At 72.0% G+C, this 23,587-nt stretch carries 22 protein-coding genes and 1 pseudogene; 11 read left to right on the forward strand and 12 right to left on the reverse strand.

Annotated elements, in window-relative coordinates; genetic code table 11:
* Positions 1–368 precede the first annotated feature (368 nt).
* Positions 369–803 (reverse strand): hypothetical protein, encoded by a 435-nt coding sequence (locus ACGFWE_RS35330; RefSeq protein ID WP_352389916.1) that lies wholly within the window; start codon positions 801–803, stop codon positions 369–371.
* 268 nt (positions 804–1,071) lie between these two features.
* Between ACGFWE_RS35330 and ACGFWE_RS35335 the strand changes: the two genes are divergently transcribed.
* The 4 genes from ACGFWE_RS35335 to fxsA all read left to right on the forward strand — a co-directional run bounded on the left by ACGFWE_RS35335 (position 1,072) and on the right by fxsA (position 5,218).
* On the forward strand, positions 1,072–1,512 hold the full coding sequence (locus ACGFWE_RS35335) for an Lrp/AsnC family transcriptional regulator (RefSeq protein WP_393604175.1): 441 nt from the start codon (positions 1,072–1,074) through the stop codon (positions 1,510–1,512).
* Positions 1,513–1,630: 118 nt separating this feature from the next.
* Positions 1,631–3,217, forward strand: a complete 1,587-nt coding sequence (locus ACGFWE_RS35340; protein ID WP_393604177.1) for an amidohydrolase — start codon at positions 1,631–1,633, stop codon at positions 3,215–3,217.
* A gap of 567 nt (positions 3,218–3,784) precedes the next feature.
* Entirely contained in the window at positions 3,785–4,579 is a 795-nt protein-coding gene (locus tag ACGFWE_RS35345) for a polyprenol monophosphomannose synthase (RefSeq protein ID WP_393604179.1), read from the forward strand.
* A 72-nt stretch (positions 4,580–4,651) separates the two neighbouring features.
* Positions 4,652–5,218 carry an FxsA family membrane protein gene (gene fxsA / locus ACGFWE_RS35350; protein WP_352389912.1) on the forward strand — a complete coding sequence of 189 codons (567 nt, stop codon included), beginning with the start codon at positions 4,652–4,654 and terminating at the stop codon, positions 5,216–5,218.
* A gap of 86 nt (positions 5,219–5,304) precedes the next feature.
* Here fxsA and ACGFWE_RS35355 read toward each other — a convergent pair whose 3' ends face one another.
* From ACGFWE_RS35355 to ACGFWE_RS35370, 4 genes are all read right to left on the reverse strand, one after another.
* Positions 5,305–5,679, reverse strand: a complete 375-nt coding sequence (locus ACGFWE_RS35355; protein WP_009187548.1) for an RNA polymerase-binding protein RbpA — start codon at positions 5,677–5,679, stop codon at positions 5,305–5,307.
* 266 nt (positions 5,680–5,945) lie between these two features.
* Complete coding sequence (locus ACGFWE_RS35360; RefSeq protein ID WP_393604181.1) at positions 5,946–7,292, reverse strand: MFS transporter; 1,347 nt, start codon at positions 7,290–7,292, stop codon at positions 5,946–5,948.
* A 66-nt stretch (positions 7,293–7,358) separates the two neighbouring features.
* Positions 7,359–8,126, reverse strand: coding sequence for a glycerophosphodiester phosphodiesterase (locus ACGFWE_RS35365; protein ID WP_352389911.1), 768 nt, complete (start codon positions 8,124–8,126; stop codon positions 7,359–7,361).
* On the reverse strand, positions 8,123–8,812 hold the full coding sequence (locus ACGFWE_RS35370) for a hypothetical protein (protein WP_352389910.1): 690 nt from the start codon (positions 8,810–8,812) through the stop codon (positions 8,123–8,125). The genes ACGFWE_RS35365 and ACGFWE_RS35370 overlap by 4 nt, the downstream gene beginning before the upstream one ends.
* A 64-nt stretch (positions 8,813–8,876) precedes the next feature.
* On the opposite strand from ACGFWE_RS35370, the gene ACGFWE_RS35375 reads away from it, so the two are divergent.
* Positions 8,877–10,376 (forward strand): PLP-dependent aminotransferase family protein, encoded by a 1,500-nt coding sequence (locus tag ACGFWE_RS35375; RefSeq protein ID WP_352389909.1) that lies wholly within the window; start codon positions 8,877–8,879, stop codon positions 10,374–10,376.
* Positions 10,377–10,440: 64 nt separating this feature from the next.
* Here ACGFWE_RS35375 and ACGFWE_RS35380 read toward each other — a convergent pair whose 3' ends face one another.
* Positions 10,441–12,069 (reverse strand): hypothetical protein, encoded by a 1,629-nt coding sequence (locus ACGFWE_RS35380; protein ID WP_393604184.1) that lies wholly within the window; start codon positions 12,067–12,069, stop codon positions 10,441–10,443.
* Positions 12,070–12,109: 40 nt separating this feature from the next.
* Entirely contained in the window at positions 12,110–12,304 is a 195-nt protein-coding gene (locus ACGFWE_RS35385) for a hypothetical protein (protein WP_007380617.1), read from the reverse strand.
* 217 nt (positions 12,305–12,521) lie between these two features.
* Here ACGFWE_RS35385 and ACGFWE_RS35390 point away from each other — a divergent pair, with 217 nt between their 5' ends.
* The 3 genes and pseudogenes from ACGFWE_RS35390 to ACGFWE_RS35400 all read left to right on the forward strand — a co-directional run.
* Positions 12,522–12,914, forward strand: a complete 393-nt coding sequence (locus ACGFWE_RS35390) for an ankyrin repeat domain-containing protein (RefSeq protein WP_352389907.1) — start codon at positions 12,522–12,524, stop codon at positions 12,912–12,914.
* Positions 12,915–13,214: 300 nt separating this feature from the next.
* Positions 13,215–14,633, forward strand: a complete 1,419-nt coding sequence (locus ACGFWE_RS35395; protein WP_352389906.1) for a HEAT repeat domain-containing protein — start codon at positions 13,215–13,217, stop codon at positions 14,631–14,633.
* Positions 14,634–14,711: 78 nt separating this feature from the next.
* Positions 14,712–15,670 (forward strand): annotated as a pseudogene (locus tag ACGFWE_RS35400) (glycosyltransferase); the annotation flags it as partial.
* A gap of 83 nt (positions 15,671–15,753) precedes the next feature.
* On the opposite strand, the gene ACGFWE_RS35405 reads toward ACGFWE_RS35400, so the two are convergent.
* The 5 genes from ACGFWE_RS35405 to ACGFWE_RS35425 all read right to left on the reverse strand — a co-directional run bounded on the left by ACGFWE_RS35405 (position 15,754) and on the right by ACGFWE_RS35425 (position 20,174).
* Positions 15,754–16,623 (reverse strand): biotin-dependent carboxyltransferase family protein, encoded by an 870-nt coding sequence (locus ACGFWE_RS35405; RefSeq protein ID WP_352389905.1) that lies wholly within the window; start codon positions 16,621–16,623, stop codon positions 15,754–15,756.
* The gene (locus tag ACGFWE_RS35410; protein ID WP_352389904.1) at positions 16,620–17,237 is read right to left on the reverse strand and encodes an allophanate hydrolase subunit 1; all 618 of its coding nucleotides are present in this window, start codon (positions 17,235–17,237) and stop codon (positions 16,620–16,622) included. Before ACGFWE_RS35410 ends, ACGFWE_RS35405 begins: the two co-directional genes overlap by 4 nt.
* Positions 17,234–17,992 carry a 5-oxoprolinase subunit PxpA gene (locus tag ACGFWE_RS35415; protein WP_352389903.1) on the reverse strand — a complete coding sequence of 253 codons (759 nt, stop codon included), beginning with the start codon at positions 17,990–17,992 and terminating at the stop codon, positions 17,234–17,236. The genes ACGFWE_RS35410 and ACGFWE_RS35415 overlap by 4 nt, the downstream gene beginning before the upstream one ends.
* 62 nt (positions 17,993–18,054) lie before the next feature.
* Positions 18,055–18,876 carry a putative hydro-lyase gene (locus tag ACGFWE_RS35420; protein ID WP_352389902.1) on the reverse strand — a complete coding sequence of 274 codons (822 nt, stop codon included), beginning with the start codon at positions 18,874–18,876 and terminating at the stop codon, positions 18,055–18,057.
* Entirely contained in the window at positions 18,873–20,174 is a 1,302-nt protein-coding gene (locus ACGFWE_RS35425) for an MFS transporter (protein ID WP_393604187.1), read from the reverse strand. Before ACGFWE_RS35425 ends, ACGFWE_RS35420 begins: the two co-directional genes overlap by 4 nt.
* Positions 20,175–20,304: 130 nt before the next feature.
* Between ACGFWE_RS35425 and ACGFWE_RS35430 the strand changes: the two genes are divergently transcribed.
* The 3 genes from ACGFWE_RS35430 to ACGFWE_RS35440 all read left to right on the forward strand — a co-directional run bounded on the left by ACGFWE_RS35430 (position 20,305) and on the right by ACGFWE_RS35440 (position 23,569).
* On the forward strand, positions 20,305–20,997 hold the full coding sequence (locus ACGFWE_RS35430) for a GntR family transcriptional regulator (RefSeq protein WP_352389900.1): 693 nt from the start codon (positions 20,305–20,307) through the stop codon (positions 20,995–20,997).
* Between the two features lie 132 nt (positions 20,998–21,129).
* Positions 21,130–22,659 carry a hypothetical protein gene (locus ACGFWE_RS35435; RefSeq protein ID WP_352389899.1) on the forward strand — a complete coding sequence of 510 codons (1,530 nt, stop codon included), beginning with the start codon at positions 21,130–21,132 and terminating at the stop codon, positions 22,657–22,659.
* A 31-nt stretch (positions 22,660–22,690) separates the two neighbouring features.
* Entirely contained in the window at positions 22,691–23,569 is an 879-nt protein-coding gene (locus tag ACGFWE_RS35440) for a hypothetical protein (RefSeq protein ID WP_352389898.1), read from the forward strand.
* Positions 23,570–23,587 lie beyond the last annotated feature (18 nt).

Raw genomic sequence — 23,587 nt, forward strand, 5'->3', positions numbered from 1 at the left:
GGGTCGTGGCGCCCGGGCAGAGTGCGGCCGCCGCTCGCCCAGGTGCGCAGCAGGTCACGGTAGATGGGCGGGTCCTGGAGCGGCGGCGGGGCCGGGCGAAAGGCGGACGGTGCCGACGGAACCGATTCTGCGACCGGTGCATACGTACGGGTCATACCGGGGCAACGCGGAAGTCGGCGGTCGGGTCACGGTGTCCGCAATCGAGCGTGAGTTCACGGACGTCCGGCCGAACATACGGGCAGGCGCAGCCGTCTGACATACCGTCAGGCAACTGCCTGATCCGGAGAGTCGGGACACGCTGAACCCGCACCACGGCAGCCTGCGAGCCGTGGTGCAGGGCAGCAGCTACTGGGATCGGAAGTGGCGGCTCAGGCGGCCTGACGGCGCAGCACCGGCACGCGCATGGGGCGGGAACCCGGGCCGGCGATGTGCGAGAACGGCTGGGTCCGCCAGTCGAGCCCCTGAGGGAGCGTCAACAGCAGGGCGGTGTCCTGCTCCTGGGGCTCCGCCGACTCGTCCGCGGACCGGGCCTCGGCCGCCTTGCGGCCCGTACCGGCACAGACCGTGAGGCCGAACGGATTCCACGGCGAGGCGCACAGCGCGTGCTCCGGCAGAACCTCCTCGTCCGCCAGCAGGGCGATGGGCTGCGCGCAGTCCGGGCAGATCACCCGGTACATCTCGAAGGTGTCGTACGCGTCGAACTCCTCGTCCAGGGCGTCCGGTTCGACACCCTCCGGCTCGGACTCGACAACCGCCTGGAGGCGCTTGGGCGCGGTGCGACCAGGGCGCTGAAGACTCTGCATTGGGTTCTCCCCCTCGGACTGGGCCGTGAAGGCGCTGCGGCCTCGACCACAGCAAGCACTTCCCGTCCCGTCACGGCGGTAATCACGCGGACATCACGGAGGCCCTCGCAGGGGTGTGGCCTTCGTCACATGCCGCTCGCAGATGCCCGTGGCGGTCGCTTTGTCCCGCAGGCGACTCACAGGCACCTCTCGGTCACATCACGAACCGGGCATGACCTGGGGCGCTCAGGTATCCGAGGAGATCAGCCGCACTGTAGGTTCTTGCGCCATGGAGGAGCTGGACCAACACATCGTGCAGCTGCTCGTCAAGGACGGGCGGATGAGTTACACGGACCTGGGCAAGGCCACGGGCCTGTCCACCTCGGCCGTGCACCAGCGGGTGCGGCGGCTGGAGCAGCGAGGTGTCATCCGCGGGTACGCCGCGGTGGTCGACCCCGCGGCGGTGGGCCTGCCCATGACCGCGTTCATCTCGGTGAAACCGTTCGACCCCAGCGCCCCCGACGACATCGCGGACCGGCTGGCCGGCGTCCCCGAGATCGAGGCGTGCCACAGCGTGGCGGGCGACGAGAACTACATCCTCAAGGTGCGGGTGGCGACGCCGCACGAGCTGGAGGAGCTGCTGGCCAGGGTGAGGTCACTGGCGGGCGTCTCCACGCGTACCACGGTGGTCCTGTCGACCCCGTACGAGGCAAGGCCGCCGAGGATCTGACGGAGCTGGGCCGACCCTTTCGGGGGCGCGGGGAACTGCGCGACCAGCCACAACGCACCGGCCCCCGAAAGGCGACCCGCACCGCCTCCGGCCCGAACCCCCCTGCAAAACTGTCCCCATGAGTGAACCGAAGACCGTCCTCCTCCGCCGCGGCGAGGTCCACAGCCCCGCCGACCCGTTCGCCACCGCGATGGTCGTCGAACGTGGACAGGTGGCCTGGGTCGGTTCCGAAGGCGCCGCCGACGCCTTCGCGGACGGCGTCGACGAAGTCGTGGACCTGGACGGCGCTCTGGTCACCCCCGCGTTCACCGACGCACATGTGCACACCACGGCCACCGGCCTGGCCCTCACCGGCCTCGACCTCTCCGACGCCCCCTCCCTGGACGCGGCCCTGCGTCGCGTACGAGAGTTCACGGCCGCCCGCCCGGACGACCACGTCCTCCTCGGCCACGGCTGGGACGCCTCCCGCTGGCCCGACGGCCGCCCTCCCACCCGCGCGGAACTCGACGAGGCCACAGGTGGCCGCCCTCTCTACCTGAGTCGTATCGACGTCCATTCGGCGGTGGTGACGACCGCGCTCCTCGACATGACGCCCCTGGGAGCGGTGGACGGCCCCCTCACGGCCGACGCCCACCACACCGTCCGTTCGACGGCGCTCGGCTCGGTCTCTTCGGCCCAGCGCGCGGAAGCGCAGCGCGCCGCCCTCGCCCACGCCGCCTCGCTCGGCATCGGCACCCTTCACGAATGCGCAGGCCCCGAGATCTCCTCCGAGGACGACTTCACCGGGTTGCTGCGGCTCGCGAGCGAGGAGCCGGGCCCCAGAGTGGTCGGCTACTGGGCTGAGCAGGATGTCGACAAGGCACGCGAACTCGGCGCGCTCGGCGCCGCCGGAGACCTCTTCGTCGACGGCGCCCTCGGCTCCCACACCGCGTGCCTGCACGAGCCGTACGCCGACGCCGACCACACCGGTCTCACCTACCTGGACGCCGACGCCGTGGCCGCCCATGTCGCGGCCTGCACCGAGGCGGGCCTCCAGGCCGGCTTCCACGCGATCGGCGACGCGGCGGTGACCGCGGTGGTCGAAGGCGTCCGCGCCGTGGCGGAGAAACTCGGCCTCGCCCGCGTCCGTGCCGCCCGGCACCGCGTCGAGCACGCCGAGATGCTCACCCCCGAGGCCGTCGCCGCCTTCGCCGAACTCGGCCTCACCGCGTCCGTCCAGCCCGCCTTCGACGCCCTGTGGGGCGGCGAGGACGGGATGTACGCCCGGCGCCTGGGCCGGGAGCGGGCGGGCCGTCTGAACCCCTTCGCGGCCCTCCTGCGCGCCGGTGTCCCGCTCGCCTTCGGCTCCGACAGCCCGGTCACCCCCCTCGACCCGTGGGGCACGGTCCGCGCGGCCGCCTTCCACCGCACCCCCGAGCACCGCGTCTCCGTGCGCGCCGCCTTCACCGCGCACACCCGCGGTGGCTGGCGGGCGATCGGCCGGGACGACGCGGGCGTCCTGGTGCCCGGCGCCCCCGCCGACTACGCCGTGTGGCGCACCGGTGAACTGGTGGTCCAGGCCCCCGACGACCGGGTCGCCCGCTGGTCCACCGACCCCCGCTCCGGCACCCCTGGCCTGCCCGACCTGACGCCGGGCCGTGACCTGCCCGTCTGCCTGCGCACCGTGGTCGGCGGACGGACGGTCTTCGTACGGCCGGGCGAGTGATCTCCGGGGTGGCGCGGTACCGATCGCCCGCCGCCCCGCTGTCGTGCGACCTGCGCATCCTCGGCCCTGACCAGGGCATTGCCCGAAGATGCGCAGGTCGCACGACTGTTGACAGCCGACGGCAGGAGGCCGGTAGGTTCGGCCGGGTCCACCACCGGACGCCCGACCGGGGAACCTCCGCCCAGTCGTCGCAGCGCCGCTGAGTCAGGGACGGTGTGCCGCACCGGAACACCGCCACTGGGAGCCAGGCTCAGCGCCCGCGCCACGGCGAGGGAACGTTCAGTCCGGCCGGGGAGGTGTGACCCGGGTGGGGCCCGGGCGTTCAGTAGACAACGGCTTTCGGTCGACCCGCAGCCAGCGGGCCCCAGGTCGGCCCGAAGGGCGCCGGGCCCCCATCCGCAGCGAGGGCGGACATTCGGCGAGGGGGGACATTCGGCCAGGGCGGCCGAAAATTGTATTCTTACCCCGATCTTGCGGAAACGACACCAGCATACGAACGCCTTGTCACGTCATCGCAGGCCGTGCGCACTATGGTGGACGCCTGCGTATTGACTCGAAGGGGCAGCGGTGAACGACGGCGACGGGACCCACACGGGCCAGGAGAGGCGATTCGGCCCGCTCGGCACGGCGTTGGTGATCATTCCGACCTACAACGAGGCGGAGAACATCAAGGCCATCGTCCGCCGGGTGCGCAAGGCCGTCCCGGAGGCGCACGTCCTCGTGGCCGACGACAACAGCCCCGACGGCACCGGCAAGCTCGCCGACGAACTGGCCGTCGAGGACGACCAGGTCCACGTCCTGCACCGCAAGGGCAAGGAGGGCCTCGGCGCCGCCTACCTCGCGGGCTTCCGCTGGGGCCTGGAGCACGGCTACGGCGTCCTGGTCGAGATGGACGCCGACGGCTCCCACCAGCCCGAGGAACTGCCCCGCCTGCTGACCGCCCTCAAGAGCGCCGACCTGGTCCTCGGCTCCCGCTGGGTGCCCGGCGGCCGGGTCGTGAACTGGCCCAGGTCCCGCGAGATCATCTCCCGCGGCGGCAGCCTCTACTCGCGCGTCGCCCTCGACCTTCCGCTGCGTGACATCACGGGCGGCTACCGCGCCTTCCGCCGCGAGACCCTCGAAGGCCTCGGCCTCGACGACGTCGCCTCCCAGGGCTACTGCTTCCAGGTCGACCTCGCCCGCCGCGCCGTCAAGGCCGGCTACCACGTCGTCGAGGTGCCGATCACCTTCGTCGAGCGTGAACTCGGCGACTCCAAGATGAGCCGCGACATCCTCGTGGAGGCCCTGTGGCGGGTCACCACCTGGGGCGTGGGGGAGCGGGTCGGCAGGATCGCAGCCCGGGCAAAGCGCGCACAGTCGTAGCCCTACGGCCCCACAGGCTCGGCTGATCGTCCCCTTATGCCGTGCTGAGCCGCGCCCAGGCACACTGGACGTATGACGACAGGCGCTCCGACCCCCACATACCCCGCCCGACCCCGCCGCTCCCGTATGCGGACCGTTCTGCCGCTGGGCGTCGCCGCGTGGCTGGTGCTGGAGATCTGGCTGCTGACCGTGGTCGCGGGCGCGGCGAGCGGGTTCGCGGTGTTCCTGCTGCTGGTCGCCGGCTTCGTGCTCGGGTCGGTGGTCATCAAGCGGGCCGGCCGCCGCGCCTTCCAGAACCTGAACGAGGCGCTCCAGCGGGGCGGCGCCCCGTCGAGCTCCGGCAGTGGTGGCAACGGCCTGATGATGCTGGGCGGCCTGCTCCTGATGATCCCCGGCCTGCTCTCCGACGCGGTGGGGCTGCTCCTGCTGATCCCACCGGTCCAGAAGGCCGTCGGGCGGTACGCCGAGCGCACCCTCGACCGCAAGATCCGTGCCGCCGCCCCCGGCACTCTGGGGGACGCGTTCCAGCAGGCCCGTATGCAGCGCCCGGACGGCAAGGTGGTCCAGGGCGAGGTGATCGTCCGGGACGAGCCGGGCGGCGACACCCCGCAGGAACCGCGCCCGCCGCTCACCCGCTGAGCCGAAGCGGAGCAGCGCAAACCGCGGGCGCGGTACGTGAATCACGTACCGCGCCCGCGGTTACTTGTATGCGCTGTTGTTCCCGCTCAGGCCGACTTGCGGCTGTCCCGGGGATGAACAGCGATGTTCATCGCGCCGGAACGCAGAACCGCCAGACGCTCCTCGAGGACCTCTTCGAGTTCCTCTCGGGTGCGTCGCTCCATCAGCATGTCCCAATGCGTACGCGCGGGCTTGGCCTTCTTCTCTTCAGGGCCGTCGCCGTCCACGAGGAGTGCTGGGGCCCCGCAGACCTTGCACTCCCACTCCGGCGGGATCTCCGCCTCGACCGAGAAGGGCATCTCGAAGCGATGCCCCTTCTCGCATGCGTACTCCACGGCCTGGCGCGGGGCCAGGTCGATGCCGCGGTCCGTCTCGTAGCTGGTCACCACGAGGCGCGTGCCGCGAAGAGCTCGCTCACTCATGAATCGTGCCTCCCGGGCTTGTCGCCCACAGGACAGGTGTCGCTGTCGTCGTCATCCGGTCAACGTCCGGTCGGCGGTAAAGATTCCCGTTCCGGGTCCCGTCCCGGGCATTGCGTCGCCGTCGTAGCCGCCCCTTGTTGTACCCACCAGCGCCCGGTTTGTCACATCTGCTAGCAGATGTCACACACCGTTTGGCATCTTTGACGCGCAGTAACGGTACGCCTGGCAGGCCAAACGCGTACACTACAGCGCTTTCGTGTTGAACGCTAAATCCTTTCGGGTACGGGATTGCCCGCGTCGCTGATCGCCTGCCGCACCGGGACCCGTGCGAGCAGGGCGAATCCGATGACGAAGAAGGCCACCAGCGAGATGATCGCGTCCCGATAACTTCCTGTCAGCTGGTAGGTGATCCCGAAGAGCAGCGGGCCCAGCCAGCTCATCCCGCGGTCGCTCATCTCGTACGCCGAGAAGTATTCGGCCTCCTTGCCGGGCGGGACGAGGTGGGAGAACAAGGAGCGGGACAGGGCCTGGCTGCCGCCGAGGACGAGCCCGATGCCGGCGGCCAGGACGAAGAACCACCCGGGCGCGTCGGCGGGCAGGAAGAACCCGGCCCCCAGGACCACCGCCCAGGCCACCAGCGAGCCGAGGATCGTGCGTTTGGCCCCGTAGGCCGGGGCGAGCCGGCCGAGCGCCAGCGCCCCCGCCACCGCGAGTACCTGGACCAGGAGCACGGCCGTGATGAGCGTCGACTGCCCGAGCCCCAGTTCCTCGGAGCCGTAGACCGACGCCTGGGAGATCACGGTCTGGATGCCGTCGTTGTAGATCAGGTACGCCAGCAGGAAGGCGAGCGTGAGCGGGTGGCGGCGCATGTCGCGGACGGTGGCGGTGAGCTGCCGCAGGCCCGGGGCCGTCGACTCCTTCGCCGGGGAACTCCGGTCGCGCAGCCGTCGTAGCGGAATCAGCGCGAAGGCGCCCCACCACAGCCCGGCCGAGGCCAGACAGATGCGGACCGCGGCGCTCTCGGAGAGGCCGAAGGAGTCGTGGCCCGTGTACAGAACCAGGTTCGCCACCAGCACCAGGGCGCCCGCCGCGTAACCGAAGGCCCAGCCCTTGGAGGAGACCGCGTCGCGCTCCTCGGGCGGGGCGATCTGCGGGAGGTAGGAGTTGTAGAGCATCGTCCCCACGGCCTGCGCCGCGTTCGCGACGACCAGGAGGACACCGCCGAGCAGATAGCGGTCGCCGCCGAGGAAGAACATGCCGGTCGTGGCGGCGGCACCGGTGTAGGCGGCGGCCGCCAGGAAGGGCTTCTTGCGACCGCCGCGGTCGGCGGCGGCACCCACCAAGGGCATCACCAGCACGGCCACGATCACCGACAGGGACACGGAGTACGCGAAGAAGGAACCGGCACGCACCGGGATGCCCAGCGGGTGGACGTACCCGTCCGCGTCCGCCGCGTGCTTGGCGACCGAGGTCAGATAGGGGCCCAGGAACACGGTGAGCACGCTCGTCGAGTAGACGGAGCACGCCCAGTCGTAGAAGTACCAGCCGCGTTGTTCACGCCGCCGGTCGGCGGCCTCGTCCGCCGCGCCCGCCCGCACGGTGTCGGTGCCCACCCGTGCCCTCGCTTCCCCGTGAAAGGTGCCGTGCGCGGGCCGGGGAACGGGCGGGTCGGACAGGGGTCAGACCCAGACGCCGCGGTCCTCCATGACCTTGCGCAGTGTGTCGATGTGATCGGTCATGATGCCATCGACTCCCAGGTCCAGGAGCCGGTGCATGCGCTCGGGCTCGTTGATGGTCCACACGTGCACGTGGAGCCCGCGCGCGTGGGCGGCGCGCACGAAGCGGTGGTCGACCACCTGGATGCCGGACTGGGCCTCGGGCACCTGGGCGGCGACGGCGGAGCGGCGCAGTGCCGCCGGGACGCCCCACGAGCGCAGCCGCAGGTTGAGCACACCCCGGGTGCCGTAGGACGTCGCCAGGCGGGGTCCGGCGAGCCGCTGGGCGCGCATCACCCGCGCCTCGGAGAAGGAGCCGACGCAGATCCGGTCCCAGGTACCGGTGCGCTCGATGAGGTCCAGGAGGGGCTGGAGGGCCGGCTCGTCCTTGAGGTCGACGTTCCAGCGCGCCTCGGGGAAGGTCTCCAGGAGCTCCTCGAGGAGCGGCACCGGTTCCTTGCCCGCCACACGCGCGTGCCGTACCTCGGCCCAGCGCAGGTCCGCTATCCGGCCCGCCCCGTCGGTCACCCGGTCCAGCGTCGCGTCGTGGAAGGCGACCAGCTTGCCGTCCGCGGTCGCGTGGATGTCGGTCTCCAGGTACCGGTAGCCCGCCTCGACCGCCCGCCGGAACTGGAACGCGGTGTTCTCCAGGCCGTCCGCCGCCCCGCCCCGGTGGGCGAAGGGGATGGGGCCGGGATGGTCCAGGTAGGGGTGGCGTATCCGCGGGGTCACGGACGCAGTATCGCTCCCCGCGGTTGCCCGGTGGCAACGACCGTGCTGCCGTCGGATGCCCGGGGAACGGCGAACATGCGCAGGAAGACCTGGGCGAGCGGGCCGATGGACACCGCGTAGAGGACGGTCCCGACGCCGATGGTGCCGCCGAGCACGAATCCCGTGACCACGACGGCCACTTCGACGGCGGTCCGCATCAGCCGGATGGAGCGTCCGGTCCGCCGGTGCAGTCCGGTCATCAGGCCGTCCCTCGGGCCCGGGCCGAAGCTGGCGGCGATATACAGACCGGTGGCCACACCGTTGAGCACGATCGCGACCAGCATGAGCGGGATCCGTACGGCGAGACCGTGCACGTCGGGGACCGCGGTGAGGGTCGCGTCCATGGCGATGCCGACCACGAAGACGTTGGAGACCGTGCCGAGACCCGGCCGCTGGCGCAGCGGGATCCACAGGAGCAGCACCGCCGCGCCCACGAAGATCGACACGACACCGATCGACACCCCGGTGAGTTCGGCGAGTCCCTGGTGCAGCACGCCCCAGGGCTCCAGGCCCAGGCCCGCCTCGACGAGCAGCGCGGAGCTGGCCCCGTAGAGGGCGAGTCCGACGTACAGCTGGATCAACCGTCGTACCGGACGGCTCTGCGTGGACAAGGTGGGTCCCCCTGTGGTGGTAGTGGCCTGATGCATGACACCCTGTGGCTTGGGATGACCCGTCATCCATGGCCAATTCGGGGAAGGTGGACTGATTTCAGTGGCGCAGTGGACCTCGGCGGTGGGCGCGGCGCAGCTCGCCCGGCTGCTCAACTCCCAGCAGGACCGTCCCGCGGGCCCCGGCACGCGCCGCCCGCCGGCCTACCGCGCACTCGCCGACGGTATCCGCCTGCTGGTCCTGGAGGGCCGGGTCCCGGTGGCCGCACGCCTGCCCGCGGAACGTGAGCTGGCCCTCTCCCTGTCCGTCAGCCGTACCACCGTGGCGGCGGCCTACGAGGCGCTGCGGGCCGAGGGATTCCTGGAGTCCCGGCGCGGCGCGGGCAGCTGGACGGCCGTACCGGCCGGGAACCCGCTCCCCGCCCGCGGTCTCGAACCCCTCCCGCCCGAAGCCCTCGGTTCGATGATCGACCTGGGCTGCGCGGCACTGCCGGCGCCCGAGCCGTGGCTGACCCGTGCGGTGCAGGGCGCCCTGGAGGAGCTGCCGCCGTACGCCCATACGCACGGGGACTACCCGGCGGGTCTGCCGGCTCTGCGCGCGATGATCGCCGAGCGGTACACCGCGCGCGGGATCCCCACGATGCCCGAGCAGATCATGGTCACGACCGGCGCGATGGGCGCGATCGACGCGATCTGTCATCTGTTCGGGGGCCGGGGGGAGCGGATCGCGGTCGAGTCGCCGTCGTACGCGAACATCCTTCAGCTGATGCGGGAGGCGGGCGCCCGGCTCGTCCCCGTCGCGATGGCGGAGGGGCTGACCGGCTGGGACATCGACCGCTGGCGACAGGTCCTGCGGGACGCGGCGCCGCGGATCGCCTATGTCGTGGCCGATTTCCACAACCCGACCGGTGCGCTGGCCGGCGAGGACCAGCGGCGGCAGCTGGTGGACGCGGCGCGGTCCGCGGGGACCGTGCTGGTGGCGGACGAGACGATGACCGAGCTCTGGCTGGACGACGACGTCTCGATGCCACGGCAGGTGTGCGCCTTCGACCCGGCCGGCTCCACCGTGGTCACCGTCGGCTCCGCCAGCAAGGCGTTCTGGGCGGGAATGCGGATCGGGTGGGTCCGGGGGGCACCGGACGTGATCCGCAGTCTGGTCGCCGCGCGGGCCTACGCCGACCTCGGGACGCCGGTCCTCGAACAGCTGGCCGTGAACTGGCTGTTCAGCACCGGGGGATGGGAGCAGGCGGTCGAGCTGCGGCGAGGTCAGGCCCGGGAGAACCGGGACGCGCTGGTGGCCGCGATGCGCAGGGAACTGCCGTCCTGGGAGTTCGAGGTGCCGCAGGGCGGCCTGACGCTGTGGGTGAAGGCCGGGGGGTTGTCCGGCTCCCGGCTGGCGGAGGTCGGCGAGCGGGTGGGTGTACGGGTGCCGTCCGGGCCGCGTTTCGGGGTCGACGGGGCCTTCGAGGGCTATGTGCGACTGCCGTTCACCGTCGGAGGAGCGGTGGCCGACGAGGCCGCGGCGCGGCTGGCCGCGGCGGCGCGGGTGGTGGAGAGCGGAGGGTCCGGGGGCGGGGAGGCGCCGCGTACGTTCGTGGCCTGACAGCGCTGTGCGAGCAGCCCTCGCGCACCCGCAGCCGCAGCAGCCGCACGAGCATCGCTGAGGGCTACGGCGCTTCCGCGGCCACCGCTTCCGGCTCCGCTCCCGCGGCGACTGCCTCTGTTCCCGAGGGGACCGCCTCCGCTTCCGTTTCCGTTTCCGAGGGGATCGTCTCCGCGTCCGCCGGAGTCGTCCTTGCCGGCAGCAACGCCAGCACCGCCTGCCGGTCCGCCTCGCTCGTCGCGTCGTCGTAGGGATCCGGAGTCGCCGGCACCTGGAGGCGATGGACCGGGCCCGACCCCAGGCGGGCGTACCCGCGGCCCGGCGGAACGTCGATCACCGGGGTTGTGTGCGGAGGCGCTCCGAGGAAGGCCTCCAACTGGTCCGGCGTCGCAGGGCCCAGCACGACACGCGCGCGCGTGTGCTGCCGTACCGGCTCGCTCAGCGCCTCCGCGCTGTCGAACTGGTCGGCAACCACCACCGTGACGTTCGCCGCGCGCCCGTGCCGCAGGGGGACCTGGAGCAGGGACTGCGGATCCTTGCGGCCGTCCGCGGCGGCCAGGTGGGTGAAGGCGCTCGGGCGGTCGAGGAGGATCCACAGGGGACGCTTGGTGTCCTCGGGCGGCGGATGGCCCGCCTGCCGGGCGCGGTTGGCCGCGATCAGGCGGCGCTCCGTCTCGGTCGCCGCCCACTCCAGGCTCGCCAGCGCCCCCGCGAGCCCGCACTCGACCGCGAGGACGCCGTCCCGCCCGGTCAGGCACGCGTACTCGCCGGTGGCGCCGCCCTCGATGATGACGACATCGCCGTACTGGAGGGCCTGGAGCGCGATGGAACGCAGCAGGGTGGAGGTGCCGCTGCCCGGCTGGCCCATGGCCAGCAGGTGCGGCTCCGTGGAGCGGATGCCGGTGCGCCAGACCACCGGCGGGACGTCGCGCTGCCCGTCGCCGTAGCCGAGCGGAAGTGTGCGCTGGACCTGGGTGGGGTCGGTGAAGCCGAGGACCGTCTCGCCCGGGGCGGTGACGAAACGCTGGGCGGCGATGTCGGTGGGCAGCGGGGCGAGGACGGTGACCGTGAGTTCGTTGCCCTCCTCGTCCCAGGTGAAGTGGTACTCGCGGCCGCGGCCCGACTTGGCGTGCAGCAACTGCTCGATGCGGGCCCGGGACTCGGCCTCGCCGTCGGTGAAGTACGCCGGGTAGCGGATCAGCAGGTGGGTGATGCGGCCGGTGCCGTCGAAGTCGTACGCGGGGAAGGCCTTCTCCCACTCGCCGCCGTGCGTGTAGAGCGGGGCCGGGTCCTCGGCCGCCGAGAAGTACGGGACGAGCGCTTCGTACAGCGATTGCAGCCGCTGTGTCTGCGTCTCGTCCGGCCCTTCCGGCTCCGGCGGCCTGCGGTCCCGGCCCTGCCAGGCTGCCGCCGCCATCAGGCTGATGACGGCGAGCAGCGGACCGTACGGAACGAGCGCCACGACCAGGACCACCGACGCCACCAGGAACAGCAGCGCTCCGCGCCTGTCCTTGGGGGTGTCGGCCCACCTGCGCCGCCCGGCCGAGGCCAGCCGGCGCAGCCCGCGGGTGATCGTGATCAGCGGGTGGAGGACGTCGGTGGCGCTGTCGGCCGCCGTCCGGGCCAGCTCCCGGCTCCGGGCGATCTGGGCGCTGCCTGTGCTCAGGATGCGGGGGAGGGGGCGGCGGGCCACTGCTGTCTCCTGGAGGTGCGTACGGACGGGAGGGGCGGCGTCAGAACTTGATGCCGCCGAGGAGGCTCGCCAGGCTCTCGCCGCCGGCCTTGATGCTCGGGGCGATGGCCGTGCTTGCCAGGTAGAAGCCGAACAACGCCGAGATCAGGGCGTGCGACGCCTTGAGTCCGTCCTTGCGGAAGAAGATGAAGACGACGATGCCGAGCAGTACGACACCGGAGATGGAGAGGATCATTGCGGTGCTCCTGGTTCGTGGGGACAGTCACCATGAGTACTTCCAGCATCACAGCATGTATCCATACGACAAAAGGTGCAAATGAATGAATTTTTCGCGATTTCACTGAGTTGGCGGAGCTGTGGTGATCTTTACCTCCGGCACTTCGGGTCATCTGCCGCGTGAGCCAGTACCCTTGCGATTCACCTGAACGGTTGTATGAGAGGCGGTCCGGCCGATGACTGAAGCCCCCGACCCGGAGGTCGTGGAGCTGGCGACCAAGATCTTCGATCTGGCCCGGCAGGGGCAGACCGAGGCGCTGGTGGCGTACGTCGACGCGGGTGTTCCGGTGGGCCTCACCAACGACCGCGGGGACTCGCTCGTGATGCTCGCCGCCTACCACGGTCACGCGGACGCGGTGCGCGCGCTCGTCGCCCGCGGGGCGGCGGCCGGCGGCGTCAACGACCGGGGGCAGACGCCGCTCGCCGGAGCCGTCTTCAAGGGCTCCACGGACGTCATCGAGGCCCTGCTGGAGGGCGGCGCCGATCCGGCCGAGGGCACCCCCTCGGCCCTCGACACCGCCCGGATGTTCGGCCGGACCGAACTGCTCGAACTGTTCGCCGCACACTGATCCGCATGCTCTGACCAGCGAAAACACTCACAACGGGGGAGGCGGTACAAGGCCGCCGAAATTTCGGTCGCGGCAGATGGAAGTGCCGAGTCATCATGACCTCGTGGTTCACGGACGTGATGGCCGGGCAGCTGATGCCGCACCGCGCGGACCGTGACACGGTCCGTATGGGCCACCGACGAGAGGCAGAGGAAGATGGCTTACAGCAAGCAGGAAACGGCGGGCGCCCCGACGTGTTGTCACGCGGCCAGGTAATGCACGTCCCCGGTTGCGTCGACGCTTGATGTGAGGCTGTTTCCCATGTTCGATCCGGTCATAGCGCCCAGCGGCACGCTGCTCGGCCTGCTCCAGCGGGGCCGCGGCGACGGCACACTGCACGCGCTCACCGCCCCGCGCGCCGAGGCGCTCGCGGCCCTGAACCACTGCGTGCTGCGCGATCCCCGCCACGACTGGCAGGTGGAGAACCGCTCGCTGTACTACGCCCGTCTCTTCCTCGACCTGGGCGGCGAGCTGGACGAGATCGAGGCGCACCTCTTCGAGGTGGACGACGTCTTCGACACCGAGGAGTCACGCACGGGCCTCGCCCTGGCCGTCCTCGGTCACCTCGCCTCCTACGGCAGGCGCGACGCGCTCGAACTGCTGCGCAGGTACGCCGCCTCGGGCTCCAACTGGGCCTGGGCGCTGGACGAACTCGCGCTGCGTGACGACGACGCCGGCCTGCGGGCCCTCGCCGCGCCCGTGCTCGCCCGCTTCGGGACCGATCCCGAGGGCGAGGCCGAACTGGCCGCCGCCGTCCGGGACGCCTTCGAACCGAGGCCATGGCGGCTGTGGGCCGACGATCCCCGCGCATCCGTCTCCACGCGTGTGCGTGCCGCTCAGGAGTCCGGCTGTTTCGACCGCTGGCAACGCCAGATGCGACCCGCAGGGCCCCGCCCGGGGTGGAGCGTGCAGGCCGTCTTCGAGTGGGCCCAGCAGGGCGTCGAGCGCGGGGCCGCCCTCCATGTGCCCGCCGCCCGCTGCCTGGCCGCCGTCGCCGGACCCGAGGACCGGCCCGAGATCATCGCGGTCGCCAAGGACGGCACCGACGGGGCCCGGGCCACCGCTCTGCGCTATCTCTCCGACAGCAACGACCCCGACGTCTTCGATCTGATCGAGTTGGCCGCCGTCACCGGCTCACCGGCCGTCGTGGAAGCCGCCCTCGACTCGTTCGAACGCATGCGCAGTATCGCCGCCGTCGACCGCGCGCGTGGCTGGGCTCGCAGGCCCGATCCGCTGGGCGCCGCCGCCGGACGCATGCTCGCCTGCCTGGGCGGAGCCCAGGACCGGGACCTCGTACTGGCGGCCCTCCGGGAGGCCGTACGGGGCGAGGGACCCGACGCGGCCACCCTGTGGACCCTCGTCGACGGCACCGGACGCCTCGGCATCGCCTGCGCCGCCCCCGTGCTGCGCCACATCTACCGGGAGACGGCCTCCTCCCACCTCCGCGGCCGCGCCGCCCGCGCGCTCGCCGCCACAGATCCGTCCTTCGCCACCGGCTTCGCCGTCGAATGCCTCTGGGACTGCGAGGAGACCACCCGCGAGATCGCCGCCCGGCACGCCGAGACCGGCGACGCCCGGGTCGTGGAGCGACTGCGCAGGCTGGCCGCCGATCCGGCCGAGGAGGCCGAGGTCCAGACGGCCGTCCGCAGCCGTATCGGACCGGACACCGCGGCCATGTGACACCGCCTTCGGGTGTGCGCATCAGGGCCCTGTCACACCCGTCCGGTGAACTCCGGACGACCCGTGGGTCGGGTGCGCATGGACGTCGCCCGACCTGCTCGGGTGCGCAGCGGAACGCTCATGGGACGTTCCTCGTCGGGACACGAGCCCGTGCTCATCGTGCCGGGCGACCACGCGAGCGACCGTCTGCCCGAGCAGGGACGCATCGTCACCCTGCCGGGCCCGCTTCCCGGCACCGGCGGGTGCCGCGTCCTCGTCGACAAGCGGCGCGTGACCCGGGTGGGCCCGGCGCGCCCGGGTTCCCGCCGTGGTGTCTCCCACGGGACCGCCGACGGCGTGCTGTGCACCTGGGGCCAGGCGGAGGGCGCGGCCCGGCGTGCCGCCGACGCCCCCAACGTCCGTACGGCGCACACGTACGCGCGCGTGGTGTGCACCACCGAGTTCGCCGAGCGGGAGTTCGTGCGGATCGGCGCCCGCAACGTCGTACGGGCCCCACTCGGCGTCGACCTCGTCGAGCGGCGCCCGGCGCTGCGCAACGCGGGACTGCGGGACCGCTGCGCGCGCGAGGACGAGACACTCCTCGTGACCTGCACCCGGCTGTCCGTGGAGAAACGGCCCCCGCACCGCGCTGGACACCCTGGAGGCGCTGGTACGGCGCGGGCGGCGGGTGGCGCTCGTGGTGGCCGGGGACGGGCCGCTGCGGCCGCGTCTGGAGCAGCGGGCACGGGAGCGCGGGCTGCCGATCACCTTCCTCGGGCACCTCTCCGACAGCGGGCTGCTCGGCGCCCTCCAGGCTTCCGCCGACGTGTGCCTGGCCCCTGGACCGGCCGAGATCTTCGGGGCCGACCGCGCTGGAGGCCATGGCGTGCGGCACGCGGGCAGTGGCCGCCGACAGGGGGGAGGCCTTCGCGGACGCCGTGGACATGTTGCTCGGACGGCCCGAGGCCGAGCGCCGCGAGACCGTACGCGCGCGTGCGGAGTGCTTCGGGTGGGACACGGCGGTCCGGGCGTTCCTCGCCGCGCACGACACGGAGGTCGTCGGGCTCGTTATGAGCCGGGGGTATGTCATGAGGCCCCGCGCTGCCTCACCCTGGGTCGGATATGCGTTGCTTTGGGCCGGTTACCGGCGACCTACTTTCACAAAGCGCACCGGCGTTCCCGGTACCGCCTGGGCCGCCGCCGGGAGGTCCGTCTCTCGGACCACTCCGATCACCGGGTAGCCGCCGGTGGTCGGGTGGTCGGCGAGGAAGATCACCGGCCTGCCGTTCGGCGGGACCTGGACCGCGCCCAGGACCATGCCCTCGCTGGGGAGTTCGCCCGGCCGGGCCCGCTCCAGGGCCGGCCCCTCCGTGCGCAGGCCGATGCGGTTGCTCGCCGAGGACACCTGGAAGGCGCGGGAGGTGAAGGTCTGTACCGCTTCCGGGGTGAACCAGTCGTCTCGGGGGCCCAGCGTGACGCGGAGGACGAGTTCTGCCGGGGGTGCCGGCTGGGGTGCCGTGTCCACGCGTGTGTGGAGCGGGCCAGGCGTGCCCAGTTGGAGCACCGCGCCGTCCGTGAGGGGGGTCGGGCCCAGGCCGGACAGCAGGTCCGTGGAGCGACTGCCCAGAACCGGCTCCACGGCGATTCCGCCCGAGACGGCCACGTAACTGCGCAGTCCCGAAACGGCCGTTCCGACGGTCAGCAGTGCTCCGGCCGGCACGCGCACCGGCGCGCCCCAGGCCGCAGGACGGCCGTCCACCGCGATCGGGCACGGTGCGCCCGTGACGGCCACGGTGACCGTCGAACGGGGGCGCAGCGCACAGCCGTTGAGCGTGGTCTCCAGGACGGCCGCCTCGGGGCGGTTGCCGACCAGACGGTTGGCGAGGTCGGCCGCCGGACCGTCCAGGGCGCCCGAGCGGGGGACGCCGAGGTGGGCGTGGCCCGGGCGGCCCCGGTCCTGGACGGTGGTCAGCGCTCCGGCCCGGACGACGGAGAGGGCGCGGTCGGTCATGCCGCCCCCATCGGTACGAAGCGCACCCGTGCGCCCGGCGAGAGCAGCGCGGCCGGCACGCGTGTGTGGTCCCACAGAACGGCGTCCGTGGTGCCGATGAGGTGCCAGCCGCCCGGCGACGAGCGCGGGTAGACGCCGGTGTACGGGCCCGCGAGCGCCACCGAACCCGCCGGGACGGCCGTGCGCGGGGTGGCCCGGCGCGGGACGTCGTAGCGGGCGGGCAGGCCGGTGAGGTAGCCGAAGCCGGGAGCGAATCCGCAGAAGGCGACCGTGAACTCGGTGCCGGCGTGGACGCGGGCCACCTCCTCGGGGGAGACGTTCCAGTGCGCGGCCACGTCGGTCAGGTCCGGGCCGTCGTAGCGCACCCGGAGTTCGATCACCTCACGCGCGCGTGGGGGAGCGGGCGGCACCTCCGCGTCGGTGAGTTCGGCGGTCAGACGGGCCGGGTCGGCAAGACCGTCGAGGAGGACCGTGCGGGCCGCGGGCACGATCTCGCGGACCGACAGCGAGCCCTCCGCGCGGCGACGCACCAGCTCGGCGTGGAGGGCCTGGGCCTCCTCGCCCGAGGACACCTCGACGAGCAGAGCGTCGTCCCCGACGCGCAGCGCCCTCATACGAAGGCCTCCACCCGGACGCCCGAGGACTCCAGGCGCTGTCTCACCCGTCGGGCCAGTTCCACCGCGCCCGGGGTGTCGCCGTGCAGGCACAGGGAGCGGGCCTCGACCTCGATGCGGGTCCCGGAGCGGGCGGTGACCGCGTGGTCCCGGGCCAGGCCCAGCGAGCGTTCCACGACCGCCTCGGGATCGGTGACCACGGCACCCTCCTGGCCGCGTGGCACCAGAGTGCCCTCCTCGGTGTAGGCGCGGTCCGCGAAGGCCTCGGTGACGGCCTCCAGGCCCGCCTTCCCGGCCGCCTCCAGCAGACGCGAGCCGGGCAGGCCCAGCACGGGCAGCGTGGCGTCGGCGAGGAGCACGCCGGCGACGACCGCGGCGGCCTGCTCCTCGTCGTGGACGACACGGTTGTAGAGGGCGCCGTGCGGCTTGACGTAGGACACGCGTGTGCCCGCCGCCCGGGCGAAGACCTCCAGGGCGCCGATCTGGTAGGCCACCTCGGCCGTCAGCTCGGCGGACGGCACGTCCATCGCGCGCCGCCCGAACCCCGCGAGGTCGCGGTAGGAGACCTGGGCGCCGATCCGGACCCCGCGCGCGGCGGCCAGCTCGCACACCCGGCGCATGGTGACCGCGTCACCGGCGTGGAACCCGCAGGCCACGTTGGCGCTGGTGACGACGGACAGCAGTTGCTCGTCGTCGGTCAGCTGCCAGCGGCCGAAGCCCTCGCCGAGGTCGGCGTTCAGATCGATCGAGGTCATGGAGGTCTCGTATCTCCTTCCAGGGTTCTCAACAGGTTCTCAAGGGACTCCAGTGGGGGTCTTCAGGCCACTCTGTACTGCTCGTCGCGGGCGTCCGTCAGGAACATCTGCCCAGGTGCGTGGGTGATGGCGAACGGCGGGCGCGAGGCCATCACCGCGGCCTGCGGGGTCACTCCGCAGGCCCAGAACACCGGGATGTCGTCGGGCTCGGCGTCCACCGGATCACCGAAGTCGGGGCGGCCGAGGTCGTCGATGCCGAGCCCGGAGGGATCGCCGCAGTGCACCGGGCTGCCGTGCACGGCCGGGAGCAGACTGCTCTCCCTCAGGGCGGCGGCCAGGTGCTGCGGTGGCACCGGGCGCATGGACACCACCATGGGTCCGTGCAGCCGCCCCGCGGAACGGCACTGTCGACTGGTCACGTACATGGGAACGTTCCGGCCCTGCTGGATGTGCCGGATCGGGACGCCCGCCTCCGAAAGTGCCCACTCGAAGGTGAAACTGCACCCGATCAGGAACGAAACGAGGTCGTCACGCCAGTGTGCGCGCACGTCCGTCGGCTCGTCCACCAGCCGGCCGTCCTCCCACACCCGGTAGCGCGGGAGGTCGGTGCGCAGATCGGCGCCCTCGGCGAGGACGGTGGTCGGGTCGCCGGCGTCCGTGACGTCGAGGACCGGACAGGGCTTCGGGTTGCGCTGGCAGAACAGCAGCATGTCGTACGCCCAGTCGGCGGGCACCGAGATCAGGTTGGCCTGGGTGTGGCCGGCCGCGACCCCGGCGGTGGGGCCGGCCAGGCCCGCGCGGAAGCGGGCGCGTGCCTCGGCCGGGCTCCACGCGTGCGCGTGCTCGTCGGCGAGGGTCAGAGGGCGGTCCTCCGTGCGGTTCATGCGAGTTCCTTCCCACGGGTCTCCGGCAGTCCGAGCAGGGCCAGGGCGGCGATGCCGTAGCCGATGGCACCGAAGACCAGCGCCCCGCCCACACCCCAGCTGTCGGCCAGGAAGCCGACGGTGGTCGGGAAGACCGCGCCGACCGCGCGGCCCGCGTTGTACGTGAAGCCCTGGCCCGAGCCGCGCACCGCCGTCGGGTACAGCTCGCTCAGATAGGACCCGAAGCCGCTGAAGATCGCCGACATGCAGAACCCGAGCGGGAAGCCGAGGATCAGGAGCCAGGTGTTGGCTCCGCTGGGGATGTTGCCGTAGGCCACGATGCAGACGGCCGACAGCAGGGCGAAGAGCCAGATGTTGCGCCGCCGGCCCAGCCGGTCGGTGAGGTAACCACCGGTCAGATAGCCGAGGAAGGCCCCGGAGATCAGGAAGGTCAGATAGCCGCCGGTGCCCACGACCGACAGCCCGCGGTCGCTCTTCAGATACGTCGGCACCCAGGTGGCGAGCGTGTAATAGCCGCCCTGGACGCCGGTGGACAGCAGCCCCGCGAAGATCGTCGTTCGCAGCAGGTCCGGTTTGAAGATCGCCGCGAAGGAGCCCTTGCCGGCGCTCTTCTCGCGCACCGCGACCGCCTCCGGGGCGTCCTGGACCCGGCGTCGCATCCAGACGACGAGCAGCGCGGGCAGCGCACCGGTCCAGAACATCACGCGCCAGGCCGTGCCGTCGTCGAAGACCGAGAACACCAGCGTGTACATGATCGCGGCCAGGGCCCAGCCCACGGCCCACGAGCTCTGGATCGCACCCAGCGTGCGGCCCCGGTGCTTGGCGCTCGCGTACTCGGCGACCAGGATCGCGCCGACCGCCCATTCCCCGCCGAAACCGAGGCCCTGCAGGGCGCGGAATACCAGCAGCGACTCGAAGTTGGGGGCGAAGCCGCAGGCCACGGTGAAGATCGCGTAGGTCACCACCGTGATCATCAGCGCCCTGACCCGGCCGGCCCGGTCGGCCAGCACTCCCGCCAGGGCCCCGCCGATGCCGGAGGCCAGCAGGGTGACGGTGGTGAAGAGGCCGGTCTGGCCGCTGTTCAGGCCGAAGGAGGCGGCCAGCGCGACCATGCTCAGCGGGAGCGTGAAGTAGTCGTAGGAATCGAGGGCGTAGCCGCCGAACGCACCGGCGAAGGCACGCCGACCGCGTGGACCGAGGGCGCGGTACCAGCCCAACGCCCCGTCCTCGGCGGGATGTTCGGTCGCTGTGGGGTGATCGGTCAGGGGCTGTGGGGGCGGGGGCGGGGTCGTGCTCATGAGCACCTCGCAGAGGGAGGACGGAGGATGCGGAGCTGAGCCGTGCGGTGTAGAGCACCGTAGAGGATCGTTCAACGATCCTTCAATACCCCTGTTGTTTCGTTCTCGTGTCTGCGGTTGAATTCCGGGCATGGCAGAGCAGCTGAGCGGACTGGCAGACGACCGTGCCCTCCTGGGCCGTACCAGCACGGCCGAGCGGGTCTCGGACATCCTCAGGAGCCGTATCGCCGAGGGCTACTTCCCGCCGGGGACACGGCTGTCGGAGGACAGCATCGGAGGGGCGCTGGGGGTCTCCCGCAACACCTTGCGCGAGGCTTTCCGGCTGCTCACGCACGAGCGGCTGCTCGTCCACGAGCTGAACCGCGGCGTGTTCGTCCGGGTCCTGGCGGTCGAGGACGTGGAGGACATCTACCGCACCCGTGAGCTCGTGGAGTGCGCAGTCGTCCGCGGACTGGGTGAACCGCCGTACGCCCTGGACGCGCTCTCCGAAGCGGTCGGGGAGGGGCAGCGGGCGGTGCGCGAAGGTGACTGGAAAACGCTGGGCACGGCCAACATCCACTTCCACCGTGAACTCGTCGCCCTCGCGGGCAGCGACCGCACCGACGAACTGATGCGCAGCGTCTTCGCCGAACTCCGCCTGGCCTTCCACGTCGTGGACGATCCCAAGGCCCTCCACGAGCCGTACCTGGCCCGCAACCAGCAGATCCTGGGGGCGCTCGAGACCGGCGACAAGGGTGCGGCCGAAAAGTTGCTGGCGGTGTATCTGCGCGACTCGCTGGAACGAGTGGTCGATGTCTACCGGCGCAGGGTGAACGCCCCGTAGGGGCGCGGGGACCAGCGCGACCAGCCCCCACCGGCCTGCCGACGCACCACAACCGGTGGTCCCCCGTCCAACCGCCGGAGGCGATCCGCGCCGTTTGGGGAGTTGTCAGACCGAGGACCTAGTCTGTGCACCGTGACTTCGCCTGCGACGACGGACAGCGTTCCGCCCCAGTTCAGCGCGGGGCCGCGCCCCGCACCGGGCCCGGCCGCCGACGAGGGACTGGCGCGTCGGCTGCGCGCGCTCGCCTGCACCGCGCCGCTGCACGACCTCGACGCGCGCAAGGCCAATCTCGCCGGCGAGTACTCGGTCTACGGCATGGCGGAGGTGGCCCTCGCGGCCATCGACCTGGTCACCCTGAACATGGACTTCGACACCGGCGCCGACCACGACCAGATCGTCGCCCGCCTCATCCCGCGCATCGCCGCCCAGGCCCCGCAGCGACCCGTCGCCGAGCACGAGCGCGTGGCCCGCTGGGTCCTGGAGAACCTGATCAACGTCGGCAGCGTCGACCGCGGTTTCCGTGCGGTCTACGGCACTTTCGACCCCGACGGCACCTATGTCCGGCGCGACTACGACTTCAAGCTGATCGAGGAGGTGCCGGGCCCCGGCGGCTCGGTGTATCTCCGGACGACCGACGAGGCGGTCAACGTCCTCGTCGGAGCCCTCGACACCGACGTCACCAGCGCCCAGATCGCCGCCGAGGTCAAGCTCGAGGTGCTGATCAGCCGCGGCCGCCTGGCCGACGCCCAGCTCGCCGCGGAGCAGGCCCGCTACCGGACCGTGCAGTACTCCGAGACCCTGCGCAGGGCGCTGGACGCCACCCGGCGCAATGTCCGGGCCGTCGACTGGCTCAACTCCGTGCCCGACATGATCGCCGAGGCGCTCGACCACGTCGCCGACCGGTACCGCCACGAGAACGCGATCCTGACCAACATCCGCAAAGCGCGCGACGAGTCCGAGGACGCCGAGCAGAAGCGGCGCGCCGCCGAACTCGTCGACATCGTCAAGGACTGCATCCGGCGCCACACCCAGCTCCAGTCCCGACTTCTTGAGGCCGGCCCGCTGTTCCGCGCCGAACAGGACCGGCAGGCTTTCGCCACCCCCATGACGACTTCGGGGATAGACCTCTACGGCCACCTCGTCGCCCCGGTGCTGCCCCTGCCGTTGGAGCAGGCCACCCGGGTCACCGACGCGTTCTTCGCGCGCGGGACCGGCCTGCGCACCCCGGTGTCGGTCCGGGTGGGCGACCTCGTGGACATACTGCTGACCCCGCCCATGGAACGGGAGCACCTGGGCGCGGAGATGCCGGAGCCGGACCTCATCGCCACCCCCGACGACAGCCGGTTCAGCGAGGAGCAACTGGCCTCCGCGAAGCAGCTGCTCGACCTGCCGGCGGACGCGCCGCGACGGCTCTCCGGACTGCTCGCGGACGCCCGCCGGACCGGCGGGTTCGATCTCGCCTACCTGGTCGCCCTGTTGGCGATCCACGCCGCCAGCCCCGCCGTCGGCACCGCCTACCGCCAGGGCGAGCAGAAGCTCCTCTTCGCCGTGGACGACGGGACGGAACTGGACGATCCGGACTTCGGCGGCGCCGACCTCATCGTCGGCACAGCCCTGCTGGACGCCGCGGGGATGGCGGCGGACCGGACAGAGGCAGCATGAGTGAGAAGCAGCGTGACAAGGAGCCCAAGCCGTGAGTGAGCAAGTCGAGTGGAGCGACACGGAGGCCCCGACCCCGTCGGCGCCCGCCGCCGTCACCCCCGCCGACGCCGCCGACGCCGCTCGGCTCGTCGCCTTCGGGCTGCAGCCCAAACTGCAGCCCGCGCGGGACCAGGAGTACGCCGAACTGCTGCGGCGCTACCGGGAGGACCCCCCGTTCGCGCGGCTCGCCGACGCCGTCGCCGCCGGACTCGGCCTTGTCGTCCTCGAAGTGTCCCCGCGCGCGGGGATGGCCGTGACCGCCGCAGAGGACTCGGTGTTCGCCGTTCGGATGGGCGACTACGCGCGTCGTACGTCCGCCGACGGCGGCGACCGCTTCCTGCACGGCCTCGCCCATCTCGCCGTGGCCGCCATGGCGTTCCCGCGGCCCGAGGACCTCGCCGACGACGGCTACATCGGGCGGGTCTCGGTCAACGGCGTCGACGCCTTCGTACGGCAGGCCTGCCGGCGCCTCGAGGAGCGGGCCGAGGAGGTCGGCGAGAACACCGACCCGGCCACCGACGCTCCGGGCCTGGAGGCGGCCTGGCGGATCTGGGCCAGACGCAGCGCGGCCGGTGCGACCAAGGACGCGCGCCGTCTCGCCGGGTCCACGACCGGCATCGTCGGCAAGGCCGCCGCCTTCCTCACCGACTCCGGGTTCCTCCAGCGCACCGGGGACGACAACGGCGGTACCTACCGGACCACGGCTCGTTACCAGCTCCAGGTGCGGGACATGGCCGGAAGCGCCGCCATGGCCGAACTCCTCGAACTGGGAGTCGTCCCCGTCACCGACGGCACACCGACGCTGCTGCCGCCCGAGGACGGCGACGACGTGGAGCTGGTGGCCGATGCCGGGCTGCCGTTCCACTCCTGAACTTCCCTGACCTGCCGA

The organism is Streptomyces sp. NPDC048523 (genome assembly GCF_043199815.1).
In the GTDB taxonomy this organism is placed as follows: Bacteria; Actinomycetota; Actinomycetes; order Streptomycetales; family Streptomycetaceae; genus Streptomyces.